This is a genomic window from Testudinibacter sp. P27/CKL/0425 (assembly GCF_052931395.1).
On the sequence record NZ_CM128801.1, the window covers coordinates 1,423,994 to 1,449,844 of the forward strand.

The window sequence follows — 25,851 nt, forward strand, 5'->3', positions numbered from 1 at the left end:
TCTATTCGGTGGTTTCCAATAACATCACGGCGTACCCGCTCACCACGCCCCAAATACAGAGATAAACGCCCAAATCAAACAACAGTACGGTTGAGATTTTGTAATCAAATAAAAACAACGGAATGGTTGCCCAATAGTGATATAAAAATGGGTTTCCGCTCAATAGCGCAGGCAAACCGGCAGCCGCAGCCAGTAACAATCCGCAGGCGGCTAAATTGAGCGGCGATGATAACGGCAGTTTTTTTAGCGCTTGGCGGGTGGAAAATGCAATCGCCCATAGTACGGATGCCGAGGCGGCAAGCAAGCCGGCGATAAAGCCACCGCCCGGCTCGTTATGACCGCGCAACAAAATCACCACGGAGGTCAGCAGTACGACCCAATACAGAGGCCGTGCCGTTTTTCTTAATAGCAGAACCTCATTTTTCATCTTCAACCTCTTTTTTTCTTTTCAGTAATCCGGTTTGACGTTTCAGTTCTCGCAATAGCGGGCGCGCGGCAAGCAGTGAGAACAACATCACCGCCACTTCGCCAAATGTATCCAACGCACGGAAATCAACAAGCAGCACATTGATAATATTGCGCCCGTAGGCTTGCGGCACACTGTTTTCGATGTAGAAATCAGACACGCTACTGTCAAAGTCCAAGCCCAAAACCACCAACAGGGTGAGCACAATAATGCTCGCAACCACCACGGCGAGTAGCAGGGTGAGCAGCAACCGTTTCGGGTGTTTGCGCCGATCTTGCGGGCGATTGAAATCGGCAGAATTATTACGAATGAGAATAATCAGGATCGAGGCGAGAATAATCACCAGAATGGTTTCGACCACAAATTGGGTTAACGCCACATCCGGTGCGGAGACAAACACAAACAATAGCGCCGAACCAAAGCCGACTAAGCCGGAATGGAGTAGCAAAATAAACGGCTTGCTGGCGAGCATAACAAAAAAGGCGCCGACGCTAATCATCACGGCAGCGGTGATCAACCCCGCACTTGGCAACGGATCTAACAACGCAGCAATCTCAAAACGAATGTTCATGCCCTGCTTAATGCCCCACAGCAAACTTAGCAGCAGGCTGAACAGGGTAAAACCCAAAATCCATTGAATATAACCGGAAAGCAGCCCGTGTTGGAATCTGCCGGTGACTTTGGAGGTTAGCGCCGGAATTTGATCCACAATCCGATGATAGGTGGCAGCGCCGCCCCAATGCGGAAAGAATTTTAAGAAGCGGTCGAAAGCGCGGTGCAGATGATCCCAAAAATGGAACACCAGCAAGCCGAACGCCACGGTCGCTAAAATGGTCACACCAGTGGTTTGCAGGGATTCCAGATTAAAATAGAGATCGACATCGCCGATGGGATTTGCGGTGATGGTTTGCGCGGCGATTTTAATAAATGGGATTGCCAATTGTGGCGTTAAGCCGATAAATAGCCCGGTGATAGCGACTAGCGCGGGTGCCAACAACATTTTGATTTTGACTTCATGTACGTGTGGCGTGATGTTGTTGCCGGGATGCTGCCAAAATACCCGAATCGCCGCAACGGCGGCAACGGCAACCGCGATAATACTAAAAATGATATTGCCGTATGCGCTAAACGGCAGGGTATCGTCCGCCTCTTTGGCAACTGCCAGCGCCTCTTTGGCGATGAAACCGAAAGAAGTGGGCACGCCCGCCATGGAAAGTGCGGCGAGAATCGCCACGGTTGCCGTCCACGGCATATAACGTTTTAGGCCGCCTAAATGATCGATAATTCGTGTGCCGGTGGCGTGATCGATATTGCCGGCGACAAAAAACAGTGGCGCTTTATACAGCGCGTGCGCCAATACGAAGGTGACCACCGCAATTGATGCCGAGCTGCTGTCCAACCCGATTAACACCACCATTGTGCCGAGTGATGCCACGGTTGACCATGCCAGAATTTTTTTCAAATCCCGCTCTCTAAGCGCCAATAACATCCCCCATGCGGCGGTGATTGAACCGACAGTTTGCAAAATTTGCTGCCACAGTGCCCAGTCGCTTAACGCATAATCTAAGCGAGCCAACAAGAAAATGCCGAGTTTTACCATTGTGGCGGAGTGCAGATAAGCGGAAACCGGCGTCGGCGCCGCCATCGCATTCGGCAACCAAAACTGAAACGGGAATTGTGCACTTTTGGTGAAGGCGCCGAGCAGAATTAGCAGTAGAATCCACTTAAAGTGCGGTTCCGTAAGATAATCCGGCAGGATTTGTATCAATTCGGAGATTTGTGCGGTGCCGGTCAATTGCCATAGCCACAGAAAACCTGCAAGCAGGCATAGCCCGCCGCTGCCGGTGATCAATAACGCCTGTTTGGCGGAGTTGCGGTTTTCTTCCGCTTGATAGTTGAATAGCACCAACAGAAACGAGGTGATACTGGTGAGTTCCCAAAATAGGAAAAACAGCAACAGGTGATCGGCAATTACACAGCCGATCATGGCGAACATGAACACATTTAACAGCACATATAGCCGCCGCAATTGCGGATGCTCGGCAAAATAACCGGCGGCATACAAATACACCGCACAGCCGATGCCGGTGATCAGTGACAACATCAGAAGAGACAGCCCGTCAACGTATAATAAAATATCAAGATCGATCAGTGGAAACCATGAAAATTGGTATTGATAGAAAGGTTGATTATCGATCCAGAGAAAAATGACCGCGATCATCCCCAAGAGCGGTAATAAGCACCACAGGATTTTCTCGATTTTTGTCGGTGTTTTGTCCGCGAGTGTCGGGTCAATCTGCGCCATAGCTGAATTATTTCCTTATAATTAAATGATATTAAAAGGATTTCTATGACTAAAATAACGGTTTTAGATAGGGTAGTCAACGCTTATAGAAAAAATCAGAGAGCGTAGAGTAGAATAGAAAAAGCCGCTAATAATCCGGAAAGAATCATTAGCAGCGTTTCATTTCGTCGGCATTTAAAACCGGTTTGATTTTAAATGCCGAATGCTAGAAAGTAGTAATTATTCAATCACCAGTTTTTTGCCGTCATAGCTCATAGATTGAACCGAAGTCAGCTCTTTACCGCCGTCGGTTTCACCGCCGATCAACAAGACTTTGTTGTCGTAGCTGACAGCGACACCGTAACCGATGTTAGCCGGCAGGTTGCCGATGATTTTCCAGCTGCCTTTCGCGCTGTCTAATGCGTAAACATCGCTATGATGTGTTTTTTTCAAGCCGCCGGTGCGGTGTGCGTCCATAATGCCGTTGGCATAGTTTTCGCGTGCGCCAGGGAAGTTTGCACCGCCGGTAACAATGTAGTTGCCGTTAGTGTAGCCGCCCATTGCGCCAGCGATACCTTCTTGTTGTTTGTAGCCTTTCTGTGCCGGCAATTTGCCCAATTGTTTCCAAGTGATGCCGTCTTTGCCGATTGTACCGATTTCAGTGGTGTCGGTGCGTAAACCGGCTTTGATTTCGCCGTTAACTACTAGCAATTTGTTATCTTTAATCGCAACCGCAGCTCCGGCACGTCCACTGTATGGGAAGTAACCTTCATTGCGCCATGTGTTGGTTGCAGGCTCATAGCTCACCACTTCAGAGGAGAAGAAGAAATCTTGTGCACGCAGGTTGAAGTACGGATCAAAGATGTTTTTCTCTTTATCTTTGTCGCCGCCCGCCGCTGCGATATCTTGGAACAAGCCGTTCCAGATCTCTTGGTTGATGCCGCCGACAAAATAGACTTTATCTTTTGTCGCTGCCGCACTTGCACCGACTGCCGCACGAGGGGAACGAGTTTGCAGTTTAGTCCAAGTGTTGTCAGCCGGGTTATAGGCGTAAGCATCGTTGATTACTTGGTTTTTAGCCACATCGGTATCTTGGAAGCCACCAAAAACATATAATTTACCGTCAATACCGGCAGCAACAGGCTGATTACGTTTTCCACCCGGGAATGCGGCGGTTTCTTGCCATTTTGCATCTTTTTCTTTCAAGTTCAATGAATAAAACTTATCACCACCTGTACCTAAGCCCACATAAACGGTATCACCGATTAATGCGCCGGAACCATTTTTAATACCAACCGGCAAATCAGGATACTGAGCAGCTTGTGCGGCAAATCCAGTCATGGCAATCGCGGCGAATAGTGCACTGTGTAAAACTGTTTTTTTCATATTGACCTCTGCTAGAGTTAGGTTTAAGGATAACATTTACCGTTTTAAACGGTGGATTAAATTGGAACCAGACTTTTAGTCGATGGGTACTGGTTCCGGGATTTTTACTGATTGGTTACGGCATAATCAGATTCGGAATAAAGGTAATAATTTGTGGGAAAATCGTAATCAGCACCAAGGTTAAGAAAATCGGCACTAAGAGCGGTAGAACCCCACGCGTTACGGTACTCACCGACATATTACCCACACGGGCGACCACGAATAGCGCCATTCCCATCGGTGGTGTCAGGATACCAATCATCATGTTCAGGGTGGTCATGACACCGAAGAACACCAAGTCAATGCCAAAGTGCATTGCGATTGGAATCAACATCGGCAATACCAAGAATTGCAATGCCAAGGCGTCGATGAACATACCCAAGAACAACAACAGCAAGTTGATCATCACCAGCACCATGATTTGCGTATCCGCAACCGCCATAAACAGTTCTGCGATGCGCATCGCGACTTGTTCACGGGCAATCATGTCGCCGAAGAAAGTCACTGTCATCACCATAAGTGCGGTTACGCCGGTAATTGCCATGGCTTCAACACAGCTTTTAAACAGGGTTTTGAGATTTAATTCTTTGTAGACAAACATACCGATAATGGTGGAGTAGGCGGCGGCAATTACCGCGGCTTCTGTCGGTGTAAACAAGCCGGAGAAAATACCACCGATGATCAGGATTGGCGTCAATACTGCCCAAATCGCTTTCTTAAATGCGGCGCAACGTTCTGGTAAAGTCGCTTTTTTGCTTCTTGGATAACCGCGTTTTTTCGCAATGAAATAGTTCATTGTCATCAAGGCGGCGGTCAGCAACACCCCCGGAACGAAACCGGCGATAAACAGTTTAGCAATGGATTCGTTAGCGATAACCCCGTAAATAATCATCGCGATACTTGGTGGCACCAATGGTCCGATGATACAAGAGGCTGCAGTGATTCCGCCGCAGATGTCATCATCATAGCCGGCGTCACGCATTGCTTTGATTTCCAACTGTCCTAAGCCGCCGGCATCTGCCAAGGCTGAACCGGACATACCGGAGAAAATCAAGCTCGCACCAATATTAACGTGCCCCATGCCGCCACGATAGTGACCTAATAAGGCTTTGGCAAAATCAAAGATCCGCTCGGTGATCCCCCCGGTGTTCATCAAAATACCGGTCAAAATAAAGAACGGAACCGACAATAACGGGAAGCTGTTTAAGCTATCGATCAATTTTGATGAAGCGGAGTTGACGATATTCCAGCGAGTCATCGCGAAATACAGAATAGTAGCAATAAACAGCGACCAGCCGACCGGTGTTCCCAAGAACATAATCACCAGCCAAACAATCAGCGTGATATACACCGCATTGCTGCCGAATTTAACGTAATTCGTGATTCTTAAGGCTTTATAGAGATCCGGATTGGTGAACAAAATCGCCAGTAAGATAACGGTGACCACCATAAAAAACACGGCAGGCAAGTAACTGAGATCATTTTTATAGTTTTCCGCTTGCGCTTGCAAGAATCGGAAAAAGACTAAAATAGAAACCAGCGGCAATCCGCCATATAGCCATTTTTCAGAAATGCCGAGTGAAACCATTTCGAAATTGGCATCTAAAAAGACATTCAACCCTAAATGGAAGAACAGGAAAATACAGGCGAAAATAACCAGCTGCACGAAAGAATTGACAGCTTTGCGCACCGCAGGTGGCATAAAATTGGTGACAAAGTCAATATAAACGTGCTGTTGACTGCGTGTCGCCATGCTGATTCCCAGCATTGCTACATAAATGAATAATAAACGGGCTAACTCTTCACTCCAAATTAACGGGGAGTCGAAGATTTGACGAGCAACAATTTGTGCTAGAAGAATTGCGAAGATAATCAGGAATAACCCGCCCCCGATCCACTCTTCTAATTTATTGATGACTCTCATAAGACACTCCAAAACATCAAGTCGATTTATAATTTCCTTCCCCCTCATTGCGAGAGGGAAGGTTTAATCAAATTATTTGGTTAAGTTTGAAATTTGCTCGATGGCTTGTTTACCAACTTCGCCATTTTTTTGCAGATATTCTTCATAGTACGGTTTCATCGCCGCTTTAAACGGTTCTAAATCCGGAGTGGTGATTGTCATGCCTTTTTCTTTGAAGAAAGAGGCTAATTCAGCTTCACCGTTAACGAACAATTTAGTGTGGAAATCTGCGGTAGCTAATGCTGCGTCGGAAACCACTTTTTGCAGATCCGCCGGCAAATCGCCCCAAGTTTCGTTACTCACTAAATACAATTGGTCGTTCAAAATGTGGTTAGTCATTGCCAAGTATTTTTGCACTTCATAGAATTTTTGTGCTTGCACGGTCGGCAATGGGTTTTCTTGACCGTCTACGGAGTTGGTTTGCAACGCCAAGTACACTTCAGAGAATGCCATTGGCGTTGGGGAAGCGCCGGCGTATTTTGCGTAAGCCAAGTTGGTTGCCGCATTCGGAACACGCAGTTTCAAGCCTTTCATATCGGCGATGGAGTTAATCGCGCGGTTTGATGTGGTTTGACGGGTGCCGTTATACGCGATTGACAACAAAGAAAGCCCTAACTCTTTATTGATTTTAGCGAACAAGTCTTTACCGAATTGGGTTTCTTCGATTGCTTTTTTGTTCACCTCAAAGTTTGGAATCATGTAAGGCAATGCAAACACTTCCGCTTCAGGATAGAACACTTGGAAACGCGCGGTTTCACCCAATGTGAAATCGAGTGCGCCGTCTTTCAGTTGTTTCAACATTGCGCGGTCATCACCTAGCTGTGCGCTTGGGAAAATGGCAATTTCAATTTTACCATTAGATTTGTCTTTCACTTCTTTCGCAAAAAATTCTACCGCTTTGTATTCGTTAGAACTTGTACCGGCTTGCATACCGAATTTTAAATCGTAATCGGCTGAGAATGCGGAAGCTGACAGACCTAAGCACAGAGTTGCTAATGCTAATTTGTTGAATTTCATTGTAATTCTCCTATTGTAGGTGGTGAAAAATATAAAAAAATATTTTTTGATGGCGATACTCTAGTGTTTGCTATATTAAATGAAGTAATATTTCATTACTGCGATATGGGTCACAAAATCAGAAATAAATCTTGTTGAACAAAAGGAATGTATAAAAATAAAGCTAATAATTAGAAGAAAAATAAAAAGAATATTTTTATATGAAAGTTTGCAAAAGTTTTGATTAGACGAGTAAAAGTATAGTCATTCTTCATAGTATATAGGACTATAAAAAATAAATTAAAAATTGAGATGTTCTGATTTAAATGGTGCCCGAGGCCAGACTTGAACTGGCACGACTCGAAAGTCGAGGGATTTTAAATCCCTTGTGTCTACCGATTTCACCACTCGGGCAAACTGAATGGAGGCGTGTCCCGGAATCGAACCGAGCTACATGGATTTGCAATCCAGTGCATAACCTCTTTGCTAACACGCCTTATTTGGAGCGGGAAACGAGACTCGAACTCGCGACCCCAACCTTGGCAAGGTTGTGCTCTACCAACTGAGCTATTCCCGCACATCTAACAACATTGAAAAAACCGTCGTCGATCAGTGAGAGGGCATTTTACTGACTTCTGTTTTGCTGTCAATGGCTGATTGCATTTTTTTGTTTGATTGCCGAAAAAATGAGTGGTTTTGTTGAAATTTGCACCAAAGTGCGGTTTGTTTCGCGCTTGGCGTATTAATTTTTTGATACACGGCTTTGCCGGATTAGGGCTTTAATTACACGGGGCTTTATGTCAAAATAAACGACTTTTGTTAATTACCAGACTGTTTTAAGGCAGGATTATGACAAGCTATTCTATCGAAACCGAATTGGCACAATTGGGCAACCGCAGTGATGAAAAAACCGGTGCGGTTTCTGCGCCGATTTACCTTTCCACCGCATACGGACATCGTGGCATCAATGAATCCACCGGCTATGATTACACCCGCACCAAAAATCCGACCCGCACCGTGTTGGAAGAGGGGATTGCGCGCTTAGAGGGTGGCGATCGCGGTTTTGCCTGTGCGTCCGGTATGGCGGCGATTCAGTTGCTGATGTCGCTGTTTAAAGCCCCTGATGAGTGGATCATCTCAAGCGATGTGTATGGTGGCACTTATCGCCTGTTGGATTTCAGCTATAAAAATAACAACAGCGTGAAGCCCGTGTATGTGAATACCGCAGATTTGGCGGCGATTGAACGTGCGGTCACGCCAAACACCAAAGCGATTTTTGTCGAAACCCCGTCTAATCCGTTGATGGAAGAGTGCGATGTGGCGGCGATCAGCCAAATTGCGAAAAAACATAATTTGCTGCTGATTGTGGATAATACCTTTTTAACCCCTGTGCTGTTCCGCCCGATCGAACACGGTGCGGATTTGGTGATTCACAGCGCCACTAAATATTTATCTGGGCATAATGATGTGCTGGCAGGGCTGATTGTGTCGAAAGGGCAAGAGCTGGGCGATCGCCTGTTCTATCTGCAAAACGGTGCAGGTGCGGTGCTGTCGCCATTTGATTCATGGCTGGCGGTGCGTGGCTTGAAAACGCTGGCGTTGCGCATGGAGCGGCATCAACAAAATGCGCAGGCGGTGGCTGAATTTTTGCAACAGCAGGAGCAAGTGTTGAACGTGCTGTATTCCGGCAAGAGCGGTATGCTGTCTTTCCGCTTGAAAGATGAACGCTGGGTGAATCCGTTCTTAAAAGCCATTAAGCTGATTACCTTTGCCGAAAGCCTCGGTGGCACCGAAAGTTTTATCACGTATCCTGCCACGCAAACGCATATGGATATTCCGGAAGCGGAACGGATTGCTCGTGGGGTGTGTAACCGTTTATTGCGTTTCTCAGTCGGTTTGGAAAATGTTGAAGACATTAAGGCTGATTTGGCGCAAGCGCTGGCAGGCTTAAAGTAAGTTAATTTGAATTTTGTATAAAAGGATACCCGAACGGTATCCTTTTTTGTTGGCGTGTTAAAATGCCGTCTTTCACCATTGGTTAACGCTTAAAAATTATAACAATATGAAAACGCTACTGGAATTTGATCGCCAACATTTGTGGCACCCATATACTTCAACCCTTGATCCGCTGCCAACTTATGCGGTGGCAAAAGCGGAGGGGGTTGAGATCACACTACAAGACGGACGCAAATTAATTGATGGTATGTCCTCTTGGTGGGCGGCGCTGCATGGTTATAACCACCCTCGGCTGAATCAGGCGGCGATTAACCAGCTGCAAAACATGAGCCATATGATGTTCGGCGGTTTAACGCACCAACCTGCGGTGGAGCTGGGGCGGCTATTGCTGCAACTGTTGCCGCCAGCGTTGCAAAAAATCTTCTATGCCGATTCAGGATCGGTGGCAGTGGAAGTGGCGATGAAAATGGCGTTGCAATATCAACACGCCATTGGGCAGCCGAAACGCTGTAAATTTGCGGCGTTACGTGGCGGTTATCATGGTGATACATGGCATGCGATGTCGGCGTGCGATCCGATCACCGGCATGCACTCGCTGTTCAGCCAACGCTTGCCGATTCAATATTTTCTGCCGCAGCCGAGCACCCGTTTTCATGAGGCATGGAATCCGAATGACATCACCGCACTTGCCGATTTGCTCACTGAAAAAGGCGATGAAATTGCCGCATTGATTATTGAGCCGATTGTGCAAGGCGCAGGTGGCATGTATTTTTATTCGCCACAGTATTTAGTGGAAGCACAAGCACTGTGCCAGCAGCATGGCGTGCTGCTGATTTTTGATGAAATCGCGACGGGCTTCGGGCGCACGGGGAAATTGTTTGCGTTGCAACATACCAGTGACGAAAAGCCCGTAGTGCCCGATATTTTGTGCTTAGGCAAAGCGCTAACGGGCGGCTATTTGACGCTCTCTGCCACCATCACCACCGATCAAGTGGCTGATGCGATCAGCGCAGGCGAAGCGGGCTGTTTTATGCACGGTCCAACCTTTATGGGCAATCCGCTGGCATGTGCAGTGGCGGCGGAATCGATCCGTGTATTACTGGAAAGCGACTGGCAAGCCAACGTGAAACGCATTGCGCGGCAATTGAAACAAGAATTGGCGGTTACTGAACAGTGGGATTGCGTGCAAGAAGTGCGGGTGCTGGGGGCAATCGGGGTGATTGAAATGAAAAGTGCGGTTAATATGCGCAGCCTGCAAGCACGTCTAGTTGAACACGGCGTTTGGGTACGCCCGTTTGGTAAGTTGGTGTATTTGATGCCGCCGTTTATTATTACGCAACCACAATTGAGCGCCCTCACGCAAGGGTTGCTGACCGCACTTCGCGAGGAGTATGGCGTATGATGAATGTGTATGCAGAACAGTTGGCGCAATTGAAACAACAAGGGCAATACCGCACTTTGCCTGAGATTCGCCATGAGGGGAAATTCATCTGGCGAGATGAGCGCAAAATGCTGAATTTTTCCTCGAATGACTATTTAGGGCTGGCATCGGATCAGGCACTGAAACAGCCGTTTTTGGCGCAAACCGATTGGCAACAGGCGGCATTCAGTTCCTCCTCTTCTCGCCTGTTAACGGGCAATTTCCCGATTTATGCCGAGCTTGAAACCTTAATGGCGGTGCAATTTCAGCGTGAAGCCTGCTTATTGTTTAACAGCGGTTATCACGCCAATATCGGCATTTTGCCGGCACTCTGTGATAAGCACACGTTGATTCTGGCGGATAAGCTGGTGCACGCCAGCTTGATTGACGGCATTCGGCTGTCAACGGCGGCTTATCAGCGGTTTCGCCACAATGATTATGAACACTTAGCCCACTTGCTGGAAAAGCACCACACCGCGTATCAGCGGATTATTATCGTGACTGAAAGTGTGTTCAGCATGGACGGCGATGTGGCGGATTTAGCACGTTTGGTGGCATTGAAACAGCAGTATGCCAATGTGATGCTGTATGTTGATGAAGCCCATGCGATTGGCGTTTTCGGCGAAAATGGCTTGGGCTTCGCGGAGCAGTGCGGTTGCGTGGCGCAGATCGATTTTCTGGTTGGTACGTTTGGCAAAGCGATAGCCTCAATGGGGGCGTATTTGCTGTGTGATCAGCTGATCAAAGATTATTTAATCAATACCATGCGCCCGTTGATTTTCTCAACCGCACTTTCACCGCTAATCGTGGCGTGGACGCATTTTGTGATGCAACGGCTGGCGAGCTTTCAGCCGCAACGTGCGCATTTGCAGCAATTAAGCCACCAACTGCGCCAAGCAGTGCAACAGATTACACAACAACCGATGCCGAGCAGCACCCACATTGTGCCGCTGATTTTGGGCGATAATCAAACCACCCTAGCAACCGCAGAACGCTTACAACAGTGCGGTTTTTACTGCTTGCCGATTCGCCCGCCAACCGTGCCGGAAGGCGGTTCACGCATTCGCTTTTCGTTAACGGCAGATATGAACCATGATGAAGTAGCACAATTAATTGCGCAATTAAATACAACGGAATAATGGAATAACACAATGCAAACACAATGGATTATCAGCACTGAACAGAACACCCGCTTAATGCTGTATTTTGCAGGCTGGGGCACATCGCCTGAACTGGTGAGCAATTGGCAACTGCCGCCAGATTGCGATGCGTTGCTGATTTGGGATTACCGTGATGTGAAGCTCGAGGTTAATTTTAGCCAATACAGTGACGTGCATTTAGTGGCGTGGTCGATGGGCGTATGGGCAGCGGAGCAGCGTGTCGCTGACTTGCCGCTTGCCAGCGCATGGGCGATCAACGGCACACCGCACTTGCGTGATGATGAGTACGGCATTCCGACAGCAATTTTTGATGGCACACTACAGGGTTTTAATGCGCTTACCCGCTCCAAATTTGAACGCAGAATGTGCGGCAGCCGTGAATTATTGCAACAATACCAACAGATTACGCCACGTCCCACTGACGAAATCGCACAAGAATTGGCGGCGGTGGCTGCGCATTTGCCGCGGGCGAAAGCCGCAAGCATTGCTTGGACGGGGGCGATCATCGGCGAGCAGGATCAGATCTTCCCCACCGCGAACCAGCAACGCTATTGGCAACAGCGGGCGTGCCTGATTAAAACCGTGGCGGCACCGCACTTTGCCCTGCCGTTTTTCAGTGGCTGGGAGGCGTTCTGTTTGTGAACACAATGTCGCAGAAGAGGGCATTCAGTGCGGAAAAAGTGCGGATTGGCAATTGCTTCGCCAAAGCATTGGCAAGCTACGATCAGCATGCGCTGGCGCAACAGCAGATTAACCAACGGCTGTGCCAAATGTTGCAAACGACAGGGCAAAGTCGATTTGGCGCGGTGTTAGAACTGGGCTGTGGCACGGGCGGTTTAACCCGTTTGTTAGCGCAACAGTGCGAAGTGCGGTCGTGGTGGCTAAATGATCTGAACGCCGCCGCATTAGCGCAGCTAAAACCGCACTTGCCACCAGAAAATGTGCAACTCTTGGCAGCCGATGCCGAATCGCTCGACCGCACGTTGCCCTTAGCGCAACAGTTTGATCTGCTGGCATCGGCTTCTACCGTGCAGTGGTTTCAGCAGCCGCAGCGTTTAGTCGCATTGGCGCAACAGGCGTTAAAACCCGATGGCGTGCTGTTATTCAGCACTTTTTTGCCTGATAATTTAAGAGAAATCAAACAATTGACGAAAGTTGGCTTATGTTACCCCAGTCAAACCGATTGGCTGGACTGGTTGCAACCGCACTTTGAATTGTTAGCGATAGACGCCGATCCGATTGAGTTGCTGTTTGACAACCCCAGTGCGGTATTGCGCCATTTGCAAGCAACAGGTGTCACGGCAACCAACCGCACACAATGGACGAAAGGGCGGTTACAGGCGTTTTATCAAGCCTATCAGCAGCATTTCAGCACAATGAACGGGCAAGTGCGGTTAAATTATGCGCCGCTGCTCATCTTGGCGAGGAAAAAGTCATGAAAAATAGCACAATAAAAAATAAGCAAATATTTTTTATTTCAGGCATTGATACCGATGTCGGCAAAACCATTGCCACGGGATTTTATGCCAACCGTTTACAAGCGGAAGGCAATTCGGTGATCACACAAAAACTGGTGCAAACAGGCTGTGCAGGCATTGCCGAAGACATTCAAACCCACCGCCAGTTACAACAGCTGCCGCTACAAACGTGGGATCAGAACGGCACCACCTGTCGCTTTGTGTTTGACTATCCTTGCTCACCGCACTTAGCCGCCAAACGGGAAAATCGTGCCATTGATTTAGCACAGATTAGCGCCGACACACAAACCTTGGCGCAGCACTATGATGTGGTGTTGATTGAAGGTGCAGGTGGGCTTGCCGTGCCGTTAAATGCGCATCTCACCACCTTGGATTATTTAGCACAACAAGGCTACCCGTTGATTCTGGTAACTTCAGGCAAACTGGGCAGCATTAACCACACCTTGTTAAGCCTTGAAGTGAGCCAACAGCGCGGCATTCCAGTGCATGCAGTGATTTATAACAAATTTCCACAAATTGATCCGATCATTGAAGCAGAAACCCAAGCCTATTTGCAACGCTATCTCACGAGGCATTTTCCGCAGGCGGAATTTATTGTGATGGGGCGGTTTGAGTAAAAGAAATCCGGCTCACCGCACTTTGCTTGGTTATTTGCACTGGCTGAAATGTAACCTCAGGCTTCGCCCTCTCCGTTTACGGAGGGGGCTGCCGAAGGCTGGGGGAAGGAAAACCGCACTTGCGTGCGGTTCTCTAAGTTAACGGATTAATCCGCCACGCTCACGCCATAAAATGCGGTATAGCCGAACGGGCTTTGTTGGAAGTTTTGCACGCGTGGGCTGGTCGGGACGTAGTTGACCGAATGTGCCAGCGGGATTAGAGGCGCTTGCTCTTTGGCGATCACTAGCGCTTGCTTGTATAATGCGCTGCGTTCGGCGTCATCGGCGGTGGCAACGGCTTGTTGTAGCAGGGCTTCAAATTCTTGATTACACCAGCCGGCATAGTTGGTGCCGCCGACATTTTCACAGCCTAACAACGGGGCGAGGAAGTTGTCCGGATCGCCGTTGCGGCTGGTCCAGCCGTAGGTGCCGGTGTAAAAATCGCCTTCGCGGGTGCGTTTGTTGAAATCTGCCCACTCATGGGTGACAAGATTGGCTTTTATACCGATTTTCGCCCAGTCGGCTTGCAGAATTTCTGCGGTGCGGCGTGGATTAGGATTCGACGGGCGCACCACCGGCTGCACCCAAATTTCAGTTTCAAAACCGTCAGCATAACCGGCTTCAACCAGCAATTGCTTGGCTTTTTCCAAATCAAACGGATAATCCTGAATTTCATCGTTATAGCCCAACACACCCGGTGGGAATGGGTTGGTTGCCGCCACACCGCTGCCGCCCTGATACACCACATTGATGATTGATTGTTTATCAGTGGCATAATTTAGTGCTTGCCGCACTTTAGCATTTTCCAGCGGTGCTTTGCGGTGGTTGATGCCGATATACGCCAGATTCAAACCGGCTTTGGCATATAACCGCACTTTCGGGTTATTTTTCATTTCTTCAATATCGGCGATATTCGGGAAGTCGATCACATCGCAAGCGTCAGTCTGCAATTTGGCATAACGCGCGGTGGCGTCCGGGGTGATGCTGAAAATCAAGCGATCCAAATTCGGTTTGCCGCGCCAGTAATCGGCGTTGGCAGTGTAACGCACGGCTTGATCAAGCTGATAAGCCTGAAAGATAAACGGCCCGGTACCGATAGGGGTTTTGTCGATAGTTTCCGGCTTGCCGGCGTTCAGCATTTGCTCGGCGTATTCTTGCGAATAAATCGACAGAAAATCCATCGCCACGATTTTCAGAAACGGCGAATAGGCTTTGTTCAATTGAATTTTAACCGTGTAATCATCGACCTTTTCGACCGATTTCAAAATTTTCGGCAACGCCATCCAGTTGAAATAGAAATAAGTGCCGTTGGAAACTTGGTGGAACGGGTGGTTTTTGTCCGCTTGGCGATTAAATGAAAAGACTACATCGTCCGCATTGAAATCACGGCTCGGGTTAAAATCTTTGTTTGCATGGAATTTCACACCTTTGCGCAAGTGGAAAGTGTAACTTAAACCGTCGTCACTGATTTCCCAGCTTTCCGCCAATCCCGGTTCGATTTCGGTCGAACCCGGTTTAAACGCCAACAGGCTGTCGTAAACTTGCTGCGAACTGGCGTTAAAATCATTGGCATCGTTGATAATCGCCGGGCTGAATTGCCCCGGAGAGTTGCTGATACAGTTAATCAACGTGTGCGGCGCAGCCTGTGCGGCAGCAGATGACAGCGCAAGTGCGGTTAAAGAGAGTAGATAGCGGGATTTCATAGCGGCTCCTCGTAAATTAATGTTGCGTTAACATACCGTAAAACAGCGATTATCTGAATAATTAAATCTTTATTAATTATGCCGAAATGGAATAAAAGAGTCGCATTGGTTATATAAAAAACCGCACTTTGGGCAAAGTGCGGTTGAATTGAGGCTAACCTGCGGCGTTATAAGCAGTTTTTCTCGCCGCGCGAGAGGCTGATTAAACCGGAACGCACCACTTCGATGATGTCACTTTCCTGTTTCACCGAGGCGATAAATGCGTTCAATTTGTCTTTGGTGCCTGCAAGCTGAATGGTGTAGCTTTTCGGGGTCACGTCAATAATCTGCCCGCGATAAATATCGGCTAAGCGTTTCACTTCGTCGCGGGTATTGCCTTGCGCCCGCACTTTTAACAGCATCACTTCGCGCTCGACGTGTTCGCAGTCGCTTAAATTGATCACTTTAAACACATCGACCAATTTATGCAGTTGCTTCTCGATTTGCTCCAGCACTTTTTCCTCGCCAAGCGCTTCGATCGTCATTCGCGACAGGGTCGGATCGTCGGTCGGGGCAACGGTCAGGCTTTCAATATTAAACGCACGCTGTGAAAACAGGGCGATAACGCGCGACAACGCGCCGGATTCATTTTCTAATAAGACTGAAATAATTCTGCGCATTATGTTCTCTCCGTTTTACTTAAAATCATTTCGTTCATTGCGCCGCCTGCAATTTGCATCGGGTAAACGTGTTCGGTTTCATCGACCAAAATATCAACAAACACAAGTTTATTTTTAATCGCAAACGCCTGTTCCAATTTCGCTTCCAGTTCATCCGGGCTGTTAATTTGGATGCCGACATGACCATAGGCTTCCGCCAGCTTGACGAAATCAGGCAGCGAATTCATATAGGATTGCGAATGGCGACCAGCATAGATAATATCTTGCCACTGTTTCACCATGCCCAAGAAACGGTTGTTCAGGCTGATAATCACCACCGGAATTTCATATTGCTGCGCAGTTGAAAGTTCCTGAATATTCATCTGAATACTGCCGTCGCCGGTGATGCACACCACGCAAGCATCCGGGTGCGCCATTTTCACGCCGAGCGCCGCCGGCAAGCCGAATCCCATAGTGCCGAGCCCGCCGGAGTTGATCCAACGGCGTGGTTTGTCAAACGGATAGTATAACGCGGCGAACATTTGGTGCTGTCCGACGTCGGAAGCGATATAGGCTTCGCCTTTGGTGATTTTATACACCATTTCCACGGCTTGCTGTGGTTTGATCACCTTGTCGCTGTGCTCATAGCGCAAGCATTGGCGCGCACGCCATTGTTCAATCTGTTGCCACCAGGCTTCCAGCGACACTTGTGATTTCAGCGTGGCTTCGTCGCCGAGCAGAGATAAAAACTCTTTCAACACTAAATCGGCACTGCCGACAATCGGAATATACGCATGAACGTTTTTGGAAATTGATGTCGGATCGATGTCAATGTGGATTACTTTGGCATTCGGGCAATATTTTTCCAGATTGTTGGTGGTTCGGTCGTCGAAACGCACGCCGATCGCCAAAATCAAATCGCTTTCGTGCATGGCATTGTTCGCTTCATAGGTGCCGTGCATTCCCAGCATGCCCAAAGACTGTTTGTCGGTGGCAGGGAAGCCGCCCAAGCCCATTAATGAGCTGACAACCGGCAAGTTCAGTTTTTGCGCAAATTCGGTGACTTGTTCGGAACAATTCGCGCCGATAATCCCACCGCCGACAAACATCACCGGTTTTTTGGCAACCAACACCGCTTTCAACGCTTTTTTGATTTGCCCTTTATGCCCGTGAATATTCGGGTTGTAAGAACGCAGAGTAATCGATTCCGGATAAACATAAGGAATTTTGTTCGCCGGATTAACAATGTCTTTCGGCAAATCGATCACCACCGGCCCCGGGCGACCGCTTGCCGCCAGATAGAACGCTTTTTTGATGGTGCTCGCCAAATCCTCAACCCGTTTGACCAAGAAGCTGTGTTTCACCACCGGGCGGGAAATGCCGATCATATCGCACTCTTGGAAAGCATCGCTCCCGATCAGCGGGCTGCGAACCTGTCCGGAAAAGACCACCAACGGAATGGAATCCATATAAGCGGTGGCGATGCCGGTGATCGCATTGGTCGCGCCCGGACCGGAAGTGACCAGCACACAGCCGACTTCGCCGGTCGAACGCGCATAGCCGTCTGCCATGTGCACCGCCGCTTGCTCGTGGCGCACCAAAACGTGTTCGATTCCGCCGTGTGTTTGAATGGCGTCATAAATATCCAATACAGAGCCGCCCGGATAGCCAAAAACGAATTTTACGCCTTGGTCGCGGATTGCCTGCACAATAATCTCAGCACCCGATAATTTTTTCATCACTCCCCCTGACTATGGTTTCTTCATTTTTCAAAACGATGTGCTATTTTTACGATAAGTCATCGGGCTTGTCTAGTTGTTTTTGACGGCGAAAGGGGCGTGAAATGGAATTTTATCGGATTTAAATTCCGTTAAATTTTATTTTGCGATATTTTATAAAATAAAAAAGCCTTAAAAATAAAAAAATGCGATAATATATAGCATTTTATAAAATTCAAAAAATTATCTGCTGATTGTAAAAAGTGCGGTTTAAGCTGCCGCTGGACGTTTTTTCAATAAGAAAATCAGCGCGACCACCACCACTGCGGTGGTGAAGAAACCTAACCAGCCGGATTGAGTAAAACCAAGCACCAAATAGCCGGCAGCGGAAGCGGCTGCGACCAGCAACGCGTAAGGTAATTGAGTTGTTACATGATCAATGTGGTTACAGCTGGCACCGGTTGACGACAGAATCGTGGTGTCGGAAATCGGTGAGCAGTGATCGCCGCATACTGCGCCAGCCATCACGGCGGAGAGGCAAGGCAATAATAGCGACGGTTCGGCGTGTACGGCAATTGAGGCTGCGATTGGCAACATAATGCCAAACGTGCCCCAGCTGGTGCCGGTTGAAAATGCCATCACCGCAGACAAAATAAACAGCAACACCGGCAGGAATCCGATAGAAATCGAATCGCCGATTAGGCTGGAAAGGTATTTTCCGGTGTTCATGTCGCCGACGATGGTGTTGATAGTCCAGGCAAAGAATAGCACTAAAATCGCGCCAAGCATCGATTTTGCGCCTAATCCGTAAGCAGCAATATACTCTTTCAACGAAATTTGTTTAGAGCTGAGCGCACACAGAGTGGCGACAAGCAGCGCGACCACGCCGCCGACAACTAAAGAAGTGCCGACAGTGGTATTTTCAAATGCACCTAAAATGGAAAACGGCTGTTGATCGGCAGCTAATGCGGAAGCGCCGGTATAGATCATCATGCTGACAGTGGCAATAATCAGCGCCAAAATCGGCAGAACCAGATCGCGAACGCGCCCCAATTTACCGTCTTGCTGATCGCGTTCAACTGCCTCGGCATTTTCGGCATTGCGTTCAAAATGCGCCATTGGTCCGATATCAAACGAGAAAATCGCCACGATAAAAACTAACACTAAGGCAAAAATCGCATAGAAATTCATACCGATCATCGCAACGAAAGCGCCGATTGGCGAATATTCGGTGATCGCATGAGTGGCAAGCAAACCACCGACTAAGGTGATAATGTAAGCGCCCCAGCTGGAAATCGGCATGATTACACACATTGGAGCGGCGGTTGAATCTAATAAATAGGCAAGTTTGGCGCGCGAAATTTTATATTTATCGGTGACCGGACGGGCAATTGCGCCGACCGCAAGGCTATTAAAATAGTCATCAATAAAGACAAACACCCCAAGAAATACCGTAAGCAGTTTAGCGCCACGCTTTTGTTTAATGTGTTTTTGCGCCCAATTGACGAAAGCACGATTACTGCCGGAAATGGTCAGAAGTGAGGTGAGAATGCCCAATAAAATTAGAAAGATAATAATATTGGTATAATCCGCGTTTAAGCCACCGTCGGTATAAACCAAAGAAAATACGCTGGAAACCACATAATTAGCCGCATTTAACAAGTTGCCGCCGGTTAACATTAAAGCACCGACAACGATCCCCACACTTAATGAAAGCAACACTTTGCGGGTGATAATGGCTAAAGAGAGTGCGAGCAACGGCGGAATAACCGACCAAAATGAATTAGAAAAATCAACAAAATCCATAAAAAAGTTCCATAGTTGAAAGCGAATCATCCGAAAGTGCGGTGATTGTTATCAAGATAAACATGGCTTATCGAAAAGCCGTGTACATTAAAATGAAATACAAAATAGCGTTATATTACCCACGCCAGATTCATGACAACATTCGGCAGTTTGACTTCGATAAGGTGAAATGAAAGGCTGGATTGCCCTGATACTGCACGAAATATTGCCGGATCAGGGATAGCAGCAAAAGACTACAGTAATAAGCTGAAAAAACCAAGCTAAATTAAATAAACCACCCTGATTTTTATAAATCGGAACGATTCGCTCATGATTAAAATGATAAATAATTTGATTATCTCTTTTTTTTACTTTATATTTTTACATTAGATATTCCCCATTTTGTTAAACCGAATTTTATAGGATCCCTTATGAGTGATGTGATTAAGAAATTATCTAACCTGCGCAGCATCCGTGTTTTAGCTAAAGAGCTTTCTTTAGCACAATTAGAAGAGATCGCAGATAAATTTGCGACAGTGATTAATGAGAAAAAAGAAGAATTGCTGCGAATTGAACAGCAAGAAGCGGAACGTAAAGAAAAAGTCGCCGTATTACAAGAACAAGTTGCCAAGAGCGGTTTAAGCAAAGAAGAATTGGCTTCTTTATTACTGAATAGTACAGCGCCGGTAGAGCGTAGAAAACGCACTCCACGCCCGGCAAAATACCAATATACCGATGAAAACGGACAAGCAAAAACCTGGACGGGTCAAGGTAGAACACCAAAAGCAATCCAAGATGCCTTGAACAGCGGAAAATCCTTAACCGATTTTGAAATCTAAGTTTTTACTTGACTTCAACTCTTAAAATAAACCCTTAGGGGTTTATTTTTTTCATTTATGCAGAACAACTTATATGATTGAAAATAAAATTTTACTTACGGAATGCCCTGACGATAAAGGCTTGGTCGCTAAGATAACCAATATTTGCTATAAACATCAGCTGAATATTACCCACAATAGCGAATTTGTCGATAATAGCAGTAAACGCTTTTTTATGCGCAGTGAGCTACAAGGCATTTTTAATGACGAAGTCTTATCCGCAGAATTGAATTTCGCCCTTCCTGCAGGCGCCAAGCACAGTATTATCACACGCCAGAAAAAACGGATTGTTATTTTAGTCACCAAAGAGGCGCATTGTCTGGGTGATATCTTAATGAAAAATTATTATGGTGGCTTGGATGTTGAAATTGCCGCTGTGATTGGCAACCACGACACATTGCGTGAGTTAGTGGAACGTTTTGATATTCCGTTTCACTATGTCAGCCATGAAAAGTTAACGCGCGAAGAGCACGATTTACTGTTGGCGGAACAAATCGATCATTATCAACCTGATTTGATTGTGTTGGCAAAGTATATGCGCGTGCTCAACCCAAAATTCGTTGAACGTTATCCGAATCGGGTCATCAATATTCACCACTCTTTCCTGCCGGCATTTATTGGTGCGAAACCGTACCAACAGGCCTATGAGCGTGGCGTAAAGATTATTGGCGCAACGGCGCACTTCATTAATAACGAATTGGATCAAGGCCCGATTATCATGCAAAACGTGATTAACGTGGATCACACCTATGATGCACAAGCGATGATGCGCGCCGGGCGTGATGTCGAAAAAAGTGTTTTGACTAGAGCACTCGATTTGGCACTTAATGATCGGATTTTTGTCTATGAGAATAAGACGATAGTGCTGTAGTAATTTAATCGATATTAAAATATCTCAACTCTTCGCTCAGATTAAAAATAGCGATAAGAAAATCTCTCTTTTTTTTGTATGTTACGTTAACATATAAAAAGAGAGATTTTTTATATTCTGAACTCATTCCTTATTCTAGGAAAGGTATTAAATTATGCTAAATATTCAACCCAGCCATTTTTTTGCCTGCTTGGATCGTTTGAAACTGATTCAGCGCTGGTCGCTGATGCGCAATATTGATAAAGAGAATCTGGCGGAGCACAGTTTGCAGGTGGCGTTTGTGGCGCACGCTTTGGCATTGATTAAAAATCGATTTTTTAACGGACAGGTGAATCCGGAGCGGATTGCGCTGATTGCGATGTATCACGACAGCAGCGAAATTTTTACCGGCGATTTGCCAACCCCGGTGAAATATTTTAATCCGCAGATCACCGAGGCCTACAAGCAAATCGAAATTGAAGCGGAAAAACATCTGCTGCGCCTGCTGCCACAGGAATTGCAATCAGATTTTGCGCCATTGCTGTGTGCCGAGTTAATCAGCAAGCAGGACAAACACTTGGTGAAGCAGGCAGATCTGATTTGTGCCTATATTAAAGCGCGCACCGAGCTGGAACATGGCAATCAGGAGTTTATTCCGGCGTTAAAACGGCTGGAAGGATTGCTGCAAGCGTGGCAAAGTGATGAAATGCAGTATTTTCTGAACGTGTTTGTGCCGAGTTTTGGGCGCGCGTTAGACGAATTGAGTTTATAAGCAGCCAAAGTGCGGTCTGAGGGAATAATGATGGCAGTTACAATCAAAAAAGAGTGGAAACAGCGCTATATTGACGATCCGAAACGCGAGCACGATCACCGTTCGCCGTTTCAACGTGATCGCGGGCGGATCCTGCATTCGGCGGCGTTTCGCTGTTTGCAGGCGAAAACGCAAATTCATGCGGTGGGCGAAAATGATTTTTACCGCACTCGGCTGACCCACTCGCTGGAAGTGGCGCAAATCGGCAGCAGTCTGGCGGCGCAATTGGGCTTGGCGGAAACCTTTGGTGCACTTGCAAGCCAATTAAACACTGCCGAGAGCGAACTGCAAAAACAGCTGAAACCGCTATTGCCGCCGATCAGCCTGATCGAAACCCTGTGTTTTGCCCACGACATCGGGCATCCGCCGTTCGGACACGGCGGCGAAGTGGCGCTGAATTATATGATGTCACAGGCAGGCGGCTTTGAAGGCAACGCGCAAACATTCCGCTTGATCACCAAACTAGAACCTTACACTGAAAAAGCCGGCATGAATCTTACCCGCCGCGCGATTTTGGGCGTGGTAAAATACCCGACATTGCTGGACGAAGCCTCGCCGCAATATGCCAAGTGCGGTCTGCAACCGCACTTGACCGATCCGCGCTATGTGAATATGCGCAACTGGAAGCCGGGCAAGGGCTTGTTCCGCGACGATCTGGCGGTGTTTGACTGGCTGTTGCAGCCGTTGAGCGCGGCGGACAAACAGGAATTTTGCTGTTATCAAAAAGTGCGGTCAACCTCGCAAGACAGCCTGAAAACCATTTATAAATCATTAGATTGCAGCATTATGGAGCTGGCAGACGACATCGCTTATGCGGTGCACGATTTGGAAGATGCGATTGTGGTCGGGGTGGTGAATTTACAGCAGTGGCAACAGGCGTACCGTGAACTGAAAGTCTGCCGTTCGCTGTGGATCCAACAGCAAATTGACGAATTAAGCGAAAAACTGTTTTCCGAACACCACTACCAGCGCAAAAATGCGATCGGCGCGTTGGTCAACTATTTTATCACTTCTGCGCGCTGGAAAATTAACCACAACCTGCAAGATCCGCTACTGCGTTACAACGCCGAACTGCCGCCGGAAGTGGTGGAAGTGTTGGCGATCTTCAAAAAATTTGTTTGGCAATATGTGATCTGTCATGTCGATACCCAGCGGATTGAGTATAAAGGGCAACGGATTTTATCGGAACTGTTTCAAATTTTTGAATCCGATCCGCAGCGCCTATTGCCGCCGAACACAGTAAAACGCTGGCAAGCGGCGGCAGAGCAGGATAAAAAACGAATTATCTGTGATTATATCGCCGGAATGTCTGACGCTTATGCGTTGAAAGTCTATCAACAATTATAATAACAACAAGGAAGCATGATGATTTTATCCGGAGTATTGGCGAATGCCGCCTTGGTGGTGGTCGGCGGCATTCTTGGCAGTTTGCTTGCCAGCCGCGCCAAACAACAGCACATTATCGACAGCGTGTTGCAGGGCTTGGCGCTTTGTGTGCTGTATGTGGCGGTGCAGAATCTTATCGGCGGCGGTAATATTTTTATTATTGTTTTGTCGGTGGTATTCGGCGCGATTATCGGCGAATTGCTGAAAATCGACACTCAGCTGACCGCACTTGGCGATTGGGTACAGAAACAGGTGAATCGTGGCGACAAACAGTTTGCAATCGCCGAAGGCTTTGTCAATGCTTCGCTGCTGTTTTGCGTCGGCGCAATGGGGCTGGTCGGTTCACTGGAAAGCGGTTTGGCGGGCAACCACGACACGCTATACGCCAAAGCGGTGATCGACGGCATAGTGTCGATCGCGTTTGCGTCCACCATGGGCATCGGCGTGGCATTTTCAGCACTGGCAATCTTGGTTTATCAAGGCGTGATCGCTTTAAGTGCCAGCGTCATCAGCCCGTATCTCTCCGAACAGGCGATCAACGAAATGAGCTGCGTCGGCGGTTTGTTAATTCTTGCCATTGCACTCAATATGCTGAAAATCACCAAAATTCGCGTCGCTAATTTTATCTTCGCGCTACTGCTGGCGATTGTTTTTTCGTTTGCGATTTAGCGTTCAAAGTGCGGTTGAGCCGTGCCGGAAGGTGCGGGCAGTGAGTGTCGGATTAGGCTAAGTTGAATATCGTTGGAAGGGCAATAGAATCGTAGCCAAAAAAAGAGCCCTTCACAAGGAAGGGCAAAATATATTTGGAGTCATATTTTTTTAGGGTATGGCGCTATTATACCGGTAAAATTTCACAAATCAATAACAAATGTGAAATATTTTGTTAAATTTAACGCTTATTTGTTATGCGGATTACGGGTGTTGCTGTCCACCAGGTTGCGCATCAGTAAGGCGTAGTTCAATTCAATATCATCAGGCACATTTAAAAACACGAAATGTCCGTCACCCGGCGCAACCTCGACCGCTTCGTTTTTGCGGTTTAACATCTTCTCGATTTTAAATATGATATTGCCTTTTGGGGTCATCAATTCCACTTCATCGCCGAGTAAGAATTTATTTTTAACCGCCACTTCCGCCATGCCGTCTTTGCGCACGCCGGTGAATTCGCCGACAAACTGCTGACGTTCGGAAATCGAATAGCCGTAGTCGTAATTTTGGTATTCATCGTGAGTGTGGCGACGCAAAAAGCCTTCGGTGTAGCCACGGTGCGCCAATGATTCCAAGGTGTGCATCAAGGATTCGTCAAACGGTTTGCCGGCAGCGGCATCGTCAATCGCTTTGCGATACACTTGTGCGGTGCGGGCGCAATAGTAGAACGATTTGGTGCGGCCTTCGATTTTCAATGAATGCACGCCAAGTGCGGTCAGTTGTTCCACGTGTTGCACCGCACGCAGATCTTTTGAATTCATAATGTAAGTGCCGTGTTCGTCTTCAAAGGCAGTCATTTCTTCATCAGGGCGTTGCGATTCGCTCAGTAAGAATACTTTATCGGTCGGTTTGCCTTCGCCGAGCGTTGGTGCCACATTTTTCACCTCAATCATTTGGTCAGGATTGACAATATTGCCGACCGCATCTTCTTCGCCCTCTTTAACATTGTATTCCCAGCGGCAAGCATTGGTGCAAGTGCCTTGATTCGGATCACGCTTATTAATGTAGCCCGACAGCAGGCAACGCCCGGAATACGCCATGCACAGCGCACCATGCACGAAAATTTCCAGCTCGATTTCCGGCACTTGACGGCGAATTTCAGCAATTTCATCTAACGACAGTTCGCGCGACAAAATCACGCGGGTCAGCCCCATTTGATGCCAGAATTTGACACTCGCCCAGTTGACGGCATTGGCTTGCACCGAAAGGTGAATATCCATTTGCGGGAAGTGTTCACGCACCAACATGATTAAACCGGGATCCGACATAATCAACGCATCGGGCTGCATATCGATCACCGGTTGTAGATCACGGATAAAGGTTTTCAATTTGGAATTGTGCGGCGCGATATTCACCACCACATAAAACTTTTTGCCGAGCGCATGGGCTTCGTCAATTCCGATTTTCAGGTTGGCGTGGTTAAATTCGTTATTGCGCACCCGCAGGCTGTAGCGCGGTTGTCCGGCATACACCGCATCGGCACCGTAAGCAAACGCATAGCGCATATTTTTGAGCGAGCCGGCAGGGGAAAGCAGCTCAGGTTTGAAATTCGTTTGGGTCATGTTGTTTC

Annotated in this window: 21 protein-coding genes and 3 tRNA genes; 11 read left to right on the forward strand and 13 right to left on the reverse strand. The window is 47.6% G+C overall.

The window, feature by feature from the left end; translation table 11 throughout:
• Position 1: 1 nt before the first annotated feature.
• The 8 genes from ACUHGC_RS07060 to ACUHGC_RS07095 form a co-directional block, all read right to left on the reverse strand.
• Entirely contained in the window at positions 2-427 is a 426-nt protein-coding gene (locus ACUHGC_RS07060) for an MnhB domain-containing protein (protein ID WP_446832648.1), read from the reverse strand.
• On the reverse strand, positions 417-2,771 hold the full coding sequence (gene mbhE / locus ACUHGC_RS07065; RefSeq protein ID WP_446832649.1) for a hydrogen gas-evolving membrane-bound hydrogenase subunit E: 2,355 nt from the start codon (positions 2,769-2,771) through the stop codon (positions 417-419). Before mbhE ends, ACUHGC_RS07060 begins: the two co-directional genes overlap by 11 nt.
• 219 nt (positions 2,772-2,990) lie before the next feature.
• The gene (locus ACUHGC_RS07070) at positions 2,991-4,136 is read right to left on the reverse strand and encodes an N-acetylneuraminate epimerase (protein ID WP_446832650.1); all 1,146 of its coding nucleotides are present in this window, start codon (positions 4,134-4,136) and stop codon (positions 2,991-2,993) included.
• 115 nt (positions 4,137-4,251) lie between these two features.
• Positions 4,252-6,099 carry a TRAP transporter large permease subunit gene (locus ACUHGC_RS07075; protein WP_446832651.1) on the reverse strand — a complete coding sequence of 616 codons (1,848 nt, stop codon included), beginning with the start codon at positions 6,097-6,099 and terminating at the stop codon, positions 4,252-4,254.
• 72 nt (positions 6,100-6,171) lie between these two features.
• Positions 6,172-7,155 carry a sialic acid TRAP transporter substrate-binding protein SiaP gene (locus tag ACUHGC_RS07080; RefSeq protein WP_446832652.1) on the reverse strand — a complete coding sequence of 328 codons (984 nt, stop codon included), beginning with the start codon at positions 7,153-7,155 and terminating at the stop codon, positions 6,172-6,174.
• A gap of 306 nt (positions 7,156-7,461) precedes the next feature.
• A tRNA-Leu gene (locus ACUHGC_RS07085) sits at positions 7,462-7,548 on the reverse strand.
• An 8-nt stretch (positions 7,549-7,556) separates the two neighbouring features.
• Positions 7,557-7,630: transfer RNA gene (locus tag ACUHGC_RS07090), tRNA-Cys, on the reverse strand.
• A gap of 5 nt (positions 7,631-7,635) precedes the next feature.
• Positions 7,636-7,711: transfer RNA gene (locus tag ACUHGC_RS07095), tRNA-Gly, on the reverse strand.
• Positions 7,712-7,983: 272 nt separating this feature from the next.
• On the opposite strand from ACUHGC_RS07095, the gene ACUHGC_RS07100 reads away from it, so the two are divergent.
• The 6 genes from ACUHGC_RS07100 to bioD all read left to right on the forward strand — a co-directional run bounded on the left by ACUHGC_RS07100 (position 7,984) and on the right by bioD (position 13,765).
• Positions 7,984-9,090 (forward strand): methionine biosynthesis PLP-dependent protein, encoded by a 1,107-nt coding sequence (locus ACUHGC_RS07100; RefSeq protein WP_446832653.1) that lies wholly within the window; start codon positions 7,984-7,986, stop codon positions 9,088-9,090.
• A gap of 106 nt (positions 9,091-9,196) precedes the next feature.
• A complete protein-coding gene (gene bioA, locus ACUHGC_RS07105; RefSeq protein ID WP_446832654.1) occupies positions 9,197-10,492 on the forward strand; it encodes an adenosylmethionine--8-amino-7-oxononanoate transaminase in 1,296 nt (431 codons plus the stop codon).
• Complete coding sequence (bioF, locus tag ACUHGC_RS07110) at positions 10,492-11,649, forward strand: 8-amino-7-oxononanoate synthase (protein ID WP_446834865.1); 1,158 nt, start codon at positions 10,492-10,494, stop codon at positions 11,647-11,649. The genes bioA and bioF overlap by 1 nt, the downstream gene beginning before the upstream one ends.
• A gap of 12 nt (positions 11,650-11,661) precedes the next feature.
• A complete protein-coding gene (locus ACUHGC_RS07115; protein WP_446832655.1) occupies positions 11,662-12,312 on the forward strand; it encodes a DUF452 family protein in 651 nt (216 codons plus the stop codon).
• A 5-nt stretch (positions 12,313-12,317) separates the two neighbouring features.
• A complete protein-coding gene (gene bioC / locus ACUHGC_RS07120) occupies positions 12,318-13,109 on the forward strand; it encodes a malonyl-ACP O-methyltransferase BioC (RefSeq protein WP_446832656.1) in 792 nt (263 codons plus the stop codon).
• Positions 13,106-13,765 (forward strand): dethiobiotin synthase, encoded by a 660-nt coding sequence (bioD, locus tag ACUHGC_RS07125; protein WP_446832657.1) that lies wholly within the window; start codon positions 13,106-13,108, stop codon positions 13,763-13,765. The genes bioC and bioD overlap by 4 nt, the downstream gene beginning before the upstream one ends.
• A 146-nt stretch (positions 13,766-13,911) precedes the next feature.
• Here the strand turns inward: bioD and ACUHGC_RS07130 are convergent, their stop codons facing one another.
• From ACUHGC_RS07130 to ACUHGC_RS07145, 4 genes are all read right to left on the reverse strand, one after another.
• The gene (locus ACUHGC_RS07130; RefSeq protein WP_446832658.1) at positions 13,912-15,507 is read right to left on the reverse strand and encodes an ABC transporter substrate-binding protein; all 1,596 of its coding nucleotides are present in this window, start codon (positions 15,505-15,507) and stop codon (positions 13,912-13,914) included.
• Between the two features lie 167 nt (positions 15,508-15,674).
• Positions 15,675-16,166, reverse strand: a complete 492-nt coding sequence (ilvN, locus tag ACUHGC_RS07135) for an acetolactate synthase small subunit (protein ID WP_446832659.1) — start codon at positions 16,164-16,166, stop codon at positions 15,675-15,677.
• Positions 16,166-17,884, reverse strand: coding sequence for an acetolactate synthase 3 large subunit (locus ACUHGC_RS07140; RefSeq protein WP_446832660.1), 1,719 nt, complete (start codon positions 17,882-17,884; stop codon positions 16,166-16,168). The genes ilvN and ACUHGC_RS07140 overlap by 1 nt, the downstream gene beginning before the upstream one ends.
• A 249-nt stretch (positions 17,885-18,133) precedes the next feature.
• Entirely contained in the window at positions 18,134-19,669 is a 1,536-nt protein-coding gene (locus ACUHGC_RS07145; RefSeq protein WP_446832661.1) for a Na+/H+ antiporter NhaC family protein, read from the reverse strand.
• 410 nt (positions 19,670-20,079) lie between these two features.
• Here ACUHGC_RS07145 and ACUHGC_RS07150 point away from each other — a divergent pair, with 410 nt between their 5' ends.
• From ACUHGC_RS07150 to ACUHGC_RS07170, 5 genes are all read left to right on the forward strand, one after another.
• Positions 20,080-20,487: an H-NS family histone-like protein gene (locus tag ACUHGC_RS07150; RefSeq protein ID WP_446832662.1), complete on the forward strand. Its 408-nt coding sequence runs from the start codon at positions 20,080-20,082 to the stop codon at positions 20,485-20,487.
• A 73-nt stretch (positions 20,488-20,560) separates the two neighbouring features.
• Positions 20,561-21,397 (forward strand): formyltetrahydrofolate deformylase, encoded by an 837-nt coding sequence (purU, locus tag ACUHGC_RS07155; protein WP_446832663.1) that lies wholly within the window; start codon positions 20,561-20,563, stop codon positions 21,395-21,397.
• Positions 21,398-21,551: 154 nt separating this feature from the next.
• Positions 21,552-22,148: a 5'-deoxynucleotidase gene (yfbR, locus tag ACUHGC_RS07160; protein WP_446832664.1), complete on the forward strand. Its 597-nt coding sequence runs from the start codon at positions 21,552-21,554 to the stop codon at positions 22,146-22,148.
• 30 nt (positions 22,149-22,178) lie between these two features.
• Positions 22,179-23,534, forward strand: a complete 1,356-nt coding sequence (locus ACUHGC_RS07165) for an anti-phage deoxyguanosine triphosphatase (RefSeq protein ID WP_446832665.1) — start codon at positions 22,179-22,181, stop codon at positions 23,532-23,534.
• 18 nt (positions 23,535-23,552) lie between these two features.
• Positions 23,553-24,242, forward strand: coding sequence for a DUF554 domain-containing protein (locus ACUHGC_RS07170; protein ID WP_446832666.1), 690 nt, complete (start codon positions 23,553-23,555; stop codon positions 24,240-24,242).
• Between the two features lie 227 nt (positions 24,243-24,469).
• Here ACUHGC_RS07170 and trhP read toward each other — a convergent pair whose 3' ends face one another.
• On the reverse strand, positions 24,470-25,843 hold the full coding sequence (gene trhP, locus ACUHGC_RS07175; RefSeq protein ID WP_446832667.1) for a prephenate-dependent tRNA uridine(34) hydroxylase TrhP: 1,374 nt from the start codon (positions 25,841-25,843) through the stop codon (positions 24,470-24,472).
• Positions 25,844-25,851 lie beyond the last annotated feature (8 nt).

What these genes read in the sequence shown, in the direction of transcription:
- trhP (WP_446832667.1), bottom strand. Translation starts at nt 25,843, where the DNA reads ATGACCCAAACGAATTTCAAACCTGAGCTGCTTTCCCCTGCCGGCTCG.
- yfbR (WP_446832664.1), top strand. Translation starts at nt 21,552, where the DNA reads ATGCTAAATATTCAACCCAGCCATTTTTTTGCCTGCTTGGATCGTTTG.
- purU (WP_446832663.1), top strand. Translation starts at nt 20,561, where the DNA reads ATGATTGAAAATAAAATTTTACTTACGGAATGCCCTGACGATAAAGGC.
- bioC (WP_446832656.1), top strand. Translation starts at nt 12,318, where the DNA reads ATGTCGCAGAAGAGGGCATTCAGTGCGGAAAAAGTGCGGATTGGCAAT.
- ACUHGC_RS07165 (WP_446832665.1), top strand. Translation starts at nt 22,179, where the DNA reads ATGGCAGTTACAATCAAAAAAGAGTGGAAACAGCGCTATATTGACGAT.
- ACUHGC_RS07070 (WP_446832650.1), bottom strand. Translation starts at nt 4,136, where the DNA reads ATGAAAAAAACAGTTTTACACAGTGCACTATTCGCCGCGATTGCCATG.
- ACUHGC_RS07150 (WP_446832662.1), top strand. Translation starts at nt 20,080, where the DNA reads ATGAGTGATGTGATTAAGAAATTATCTAACCTGCGCAGCATCCGTGTT.
- ACUHGC_RS07115 (WP_446832655.1), top strand. Translation starts at nt 11,662, where the DNA reads ATGCAAACACAATGGATTATCAGCACTGAACAGAACACCCGCTTAATG.
- ACUHGC_RS07170 (WP_446832666.1), top strand. Translation starts at nt 23,553, where the DNA reads ATGATTTTATCCGGAGTATTGGCGAATGCCGCCTTGGTGGTGGTCGGC.
- ACUHGC_RS07075 (WP_446832651.1), bottom strand. Translation starts at nt 6,099, where the DNA reads ATGAGAGTCATCAATAAATTAGAAGAGTGGATCGGGGGCGGGTTATTC.
- bioF (WP_446834865.1), top strand. Translation starts at nt 10,492, where the DNA reads ATGAATGTGTATGCAGAACAGTTGGCGCAATTGAAACAACAAGGGCAA.
- bioA (WP_446832654.1), top strand. Translation starts at nt 9,197, where the DNA reads ATGAAAACGCTACTGGAATTTGATCGCCAACATTTGTGGCACCCATAT.
- mbhE (WP_446832649.1), bottom strand. Translation starts at nt 2,771, where the DNA reads ATGGCGCAGATTGACCCGACACTCGCGGACAAAACACCGACAAAAATC.
- ilvN (WP_446832659.1), bottom strand. Translation starts at nt 16,166, where the DNA reads ATGCGCAGAATTATTTCAGTCTTATTAGAAAATGAATCCGGCGCGTTG.
- ACUHGC_RS07140 (WP_446832660.1), bottom strand. Translation starts at nt 17,884, where the DNA reads ATGAAAAAATTATCGGGTGCTGAGATTATTGTGCAGGCAATCCGCGAC.
- ACUHGC_RS07080 (WP_446832652.1), bottom strand. Translation starts at nt 7,155, where the DNA reads ATGAAATTCAACAAATTAGCATTAGCAACTCTGTGCTTAGGTCTGTCA.
- ACUHGC_RS07100 (WP_446832653.1), top strand. Translation starts at nt 7,984, where the DNA reads ATGACAAGCTATTCTATCGAAACCGAATTGGCACAATTGGGCAACCGC.
- bioD (WP_446832657.1), top strand. Translation starts at nt 13,106, where the DNA reads ATGAAAAATAGCACAATAAAAAATAAGCAAATATTTTTTATTTCAGGC.
- ACUHGC_RS07060 (WP_446832648.1), bottom strand. Translation starts at nt 427, where the DNA reads ATGAAAAATGAGGTTCTGCTATTAAGAAAAACGGCACGGCCTCTGTAT.
- ACUHGC_RS07130 (WP_446832658.1), bottom strand. Translation starts at nt 15,507, where the DNA reads ATGAAATCCCGCTATCTACTCTCTTTAACCGCACTTGCGCTGTCATCT.
- ACUHGC_RS07145 (WP_446832661.1), bottom strand. Translation starts at nt 19,669, where the DNA reads ATGGATTTTGTTGATTTTTCTAATTCATTTTGGTCGGTTATTCCGCCG.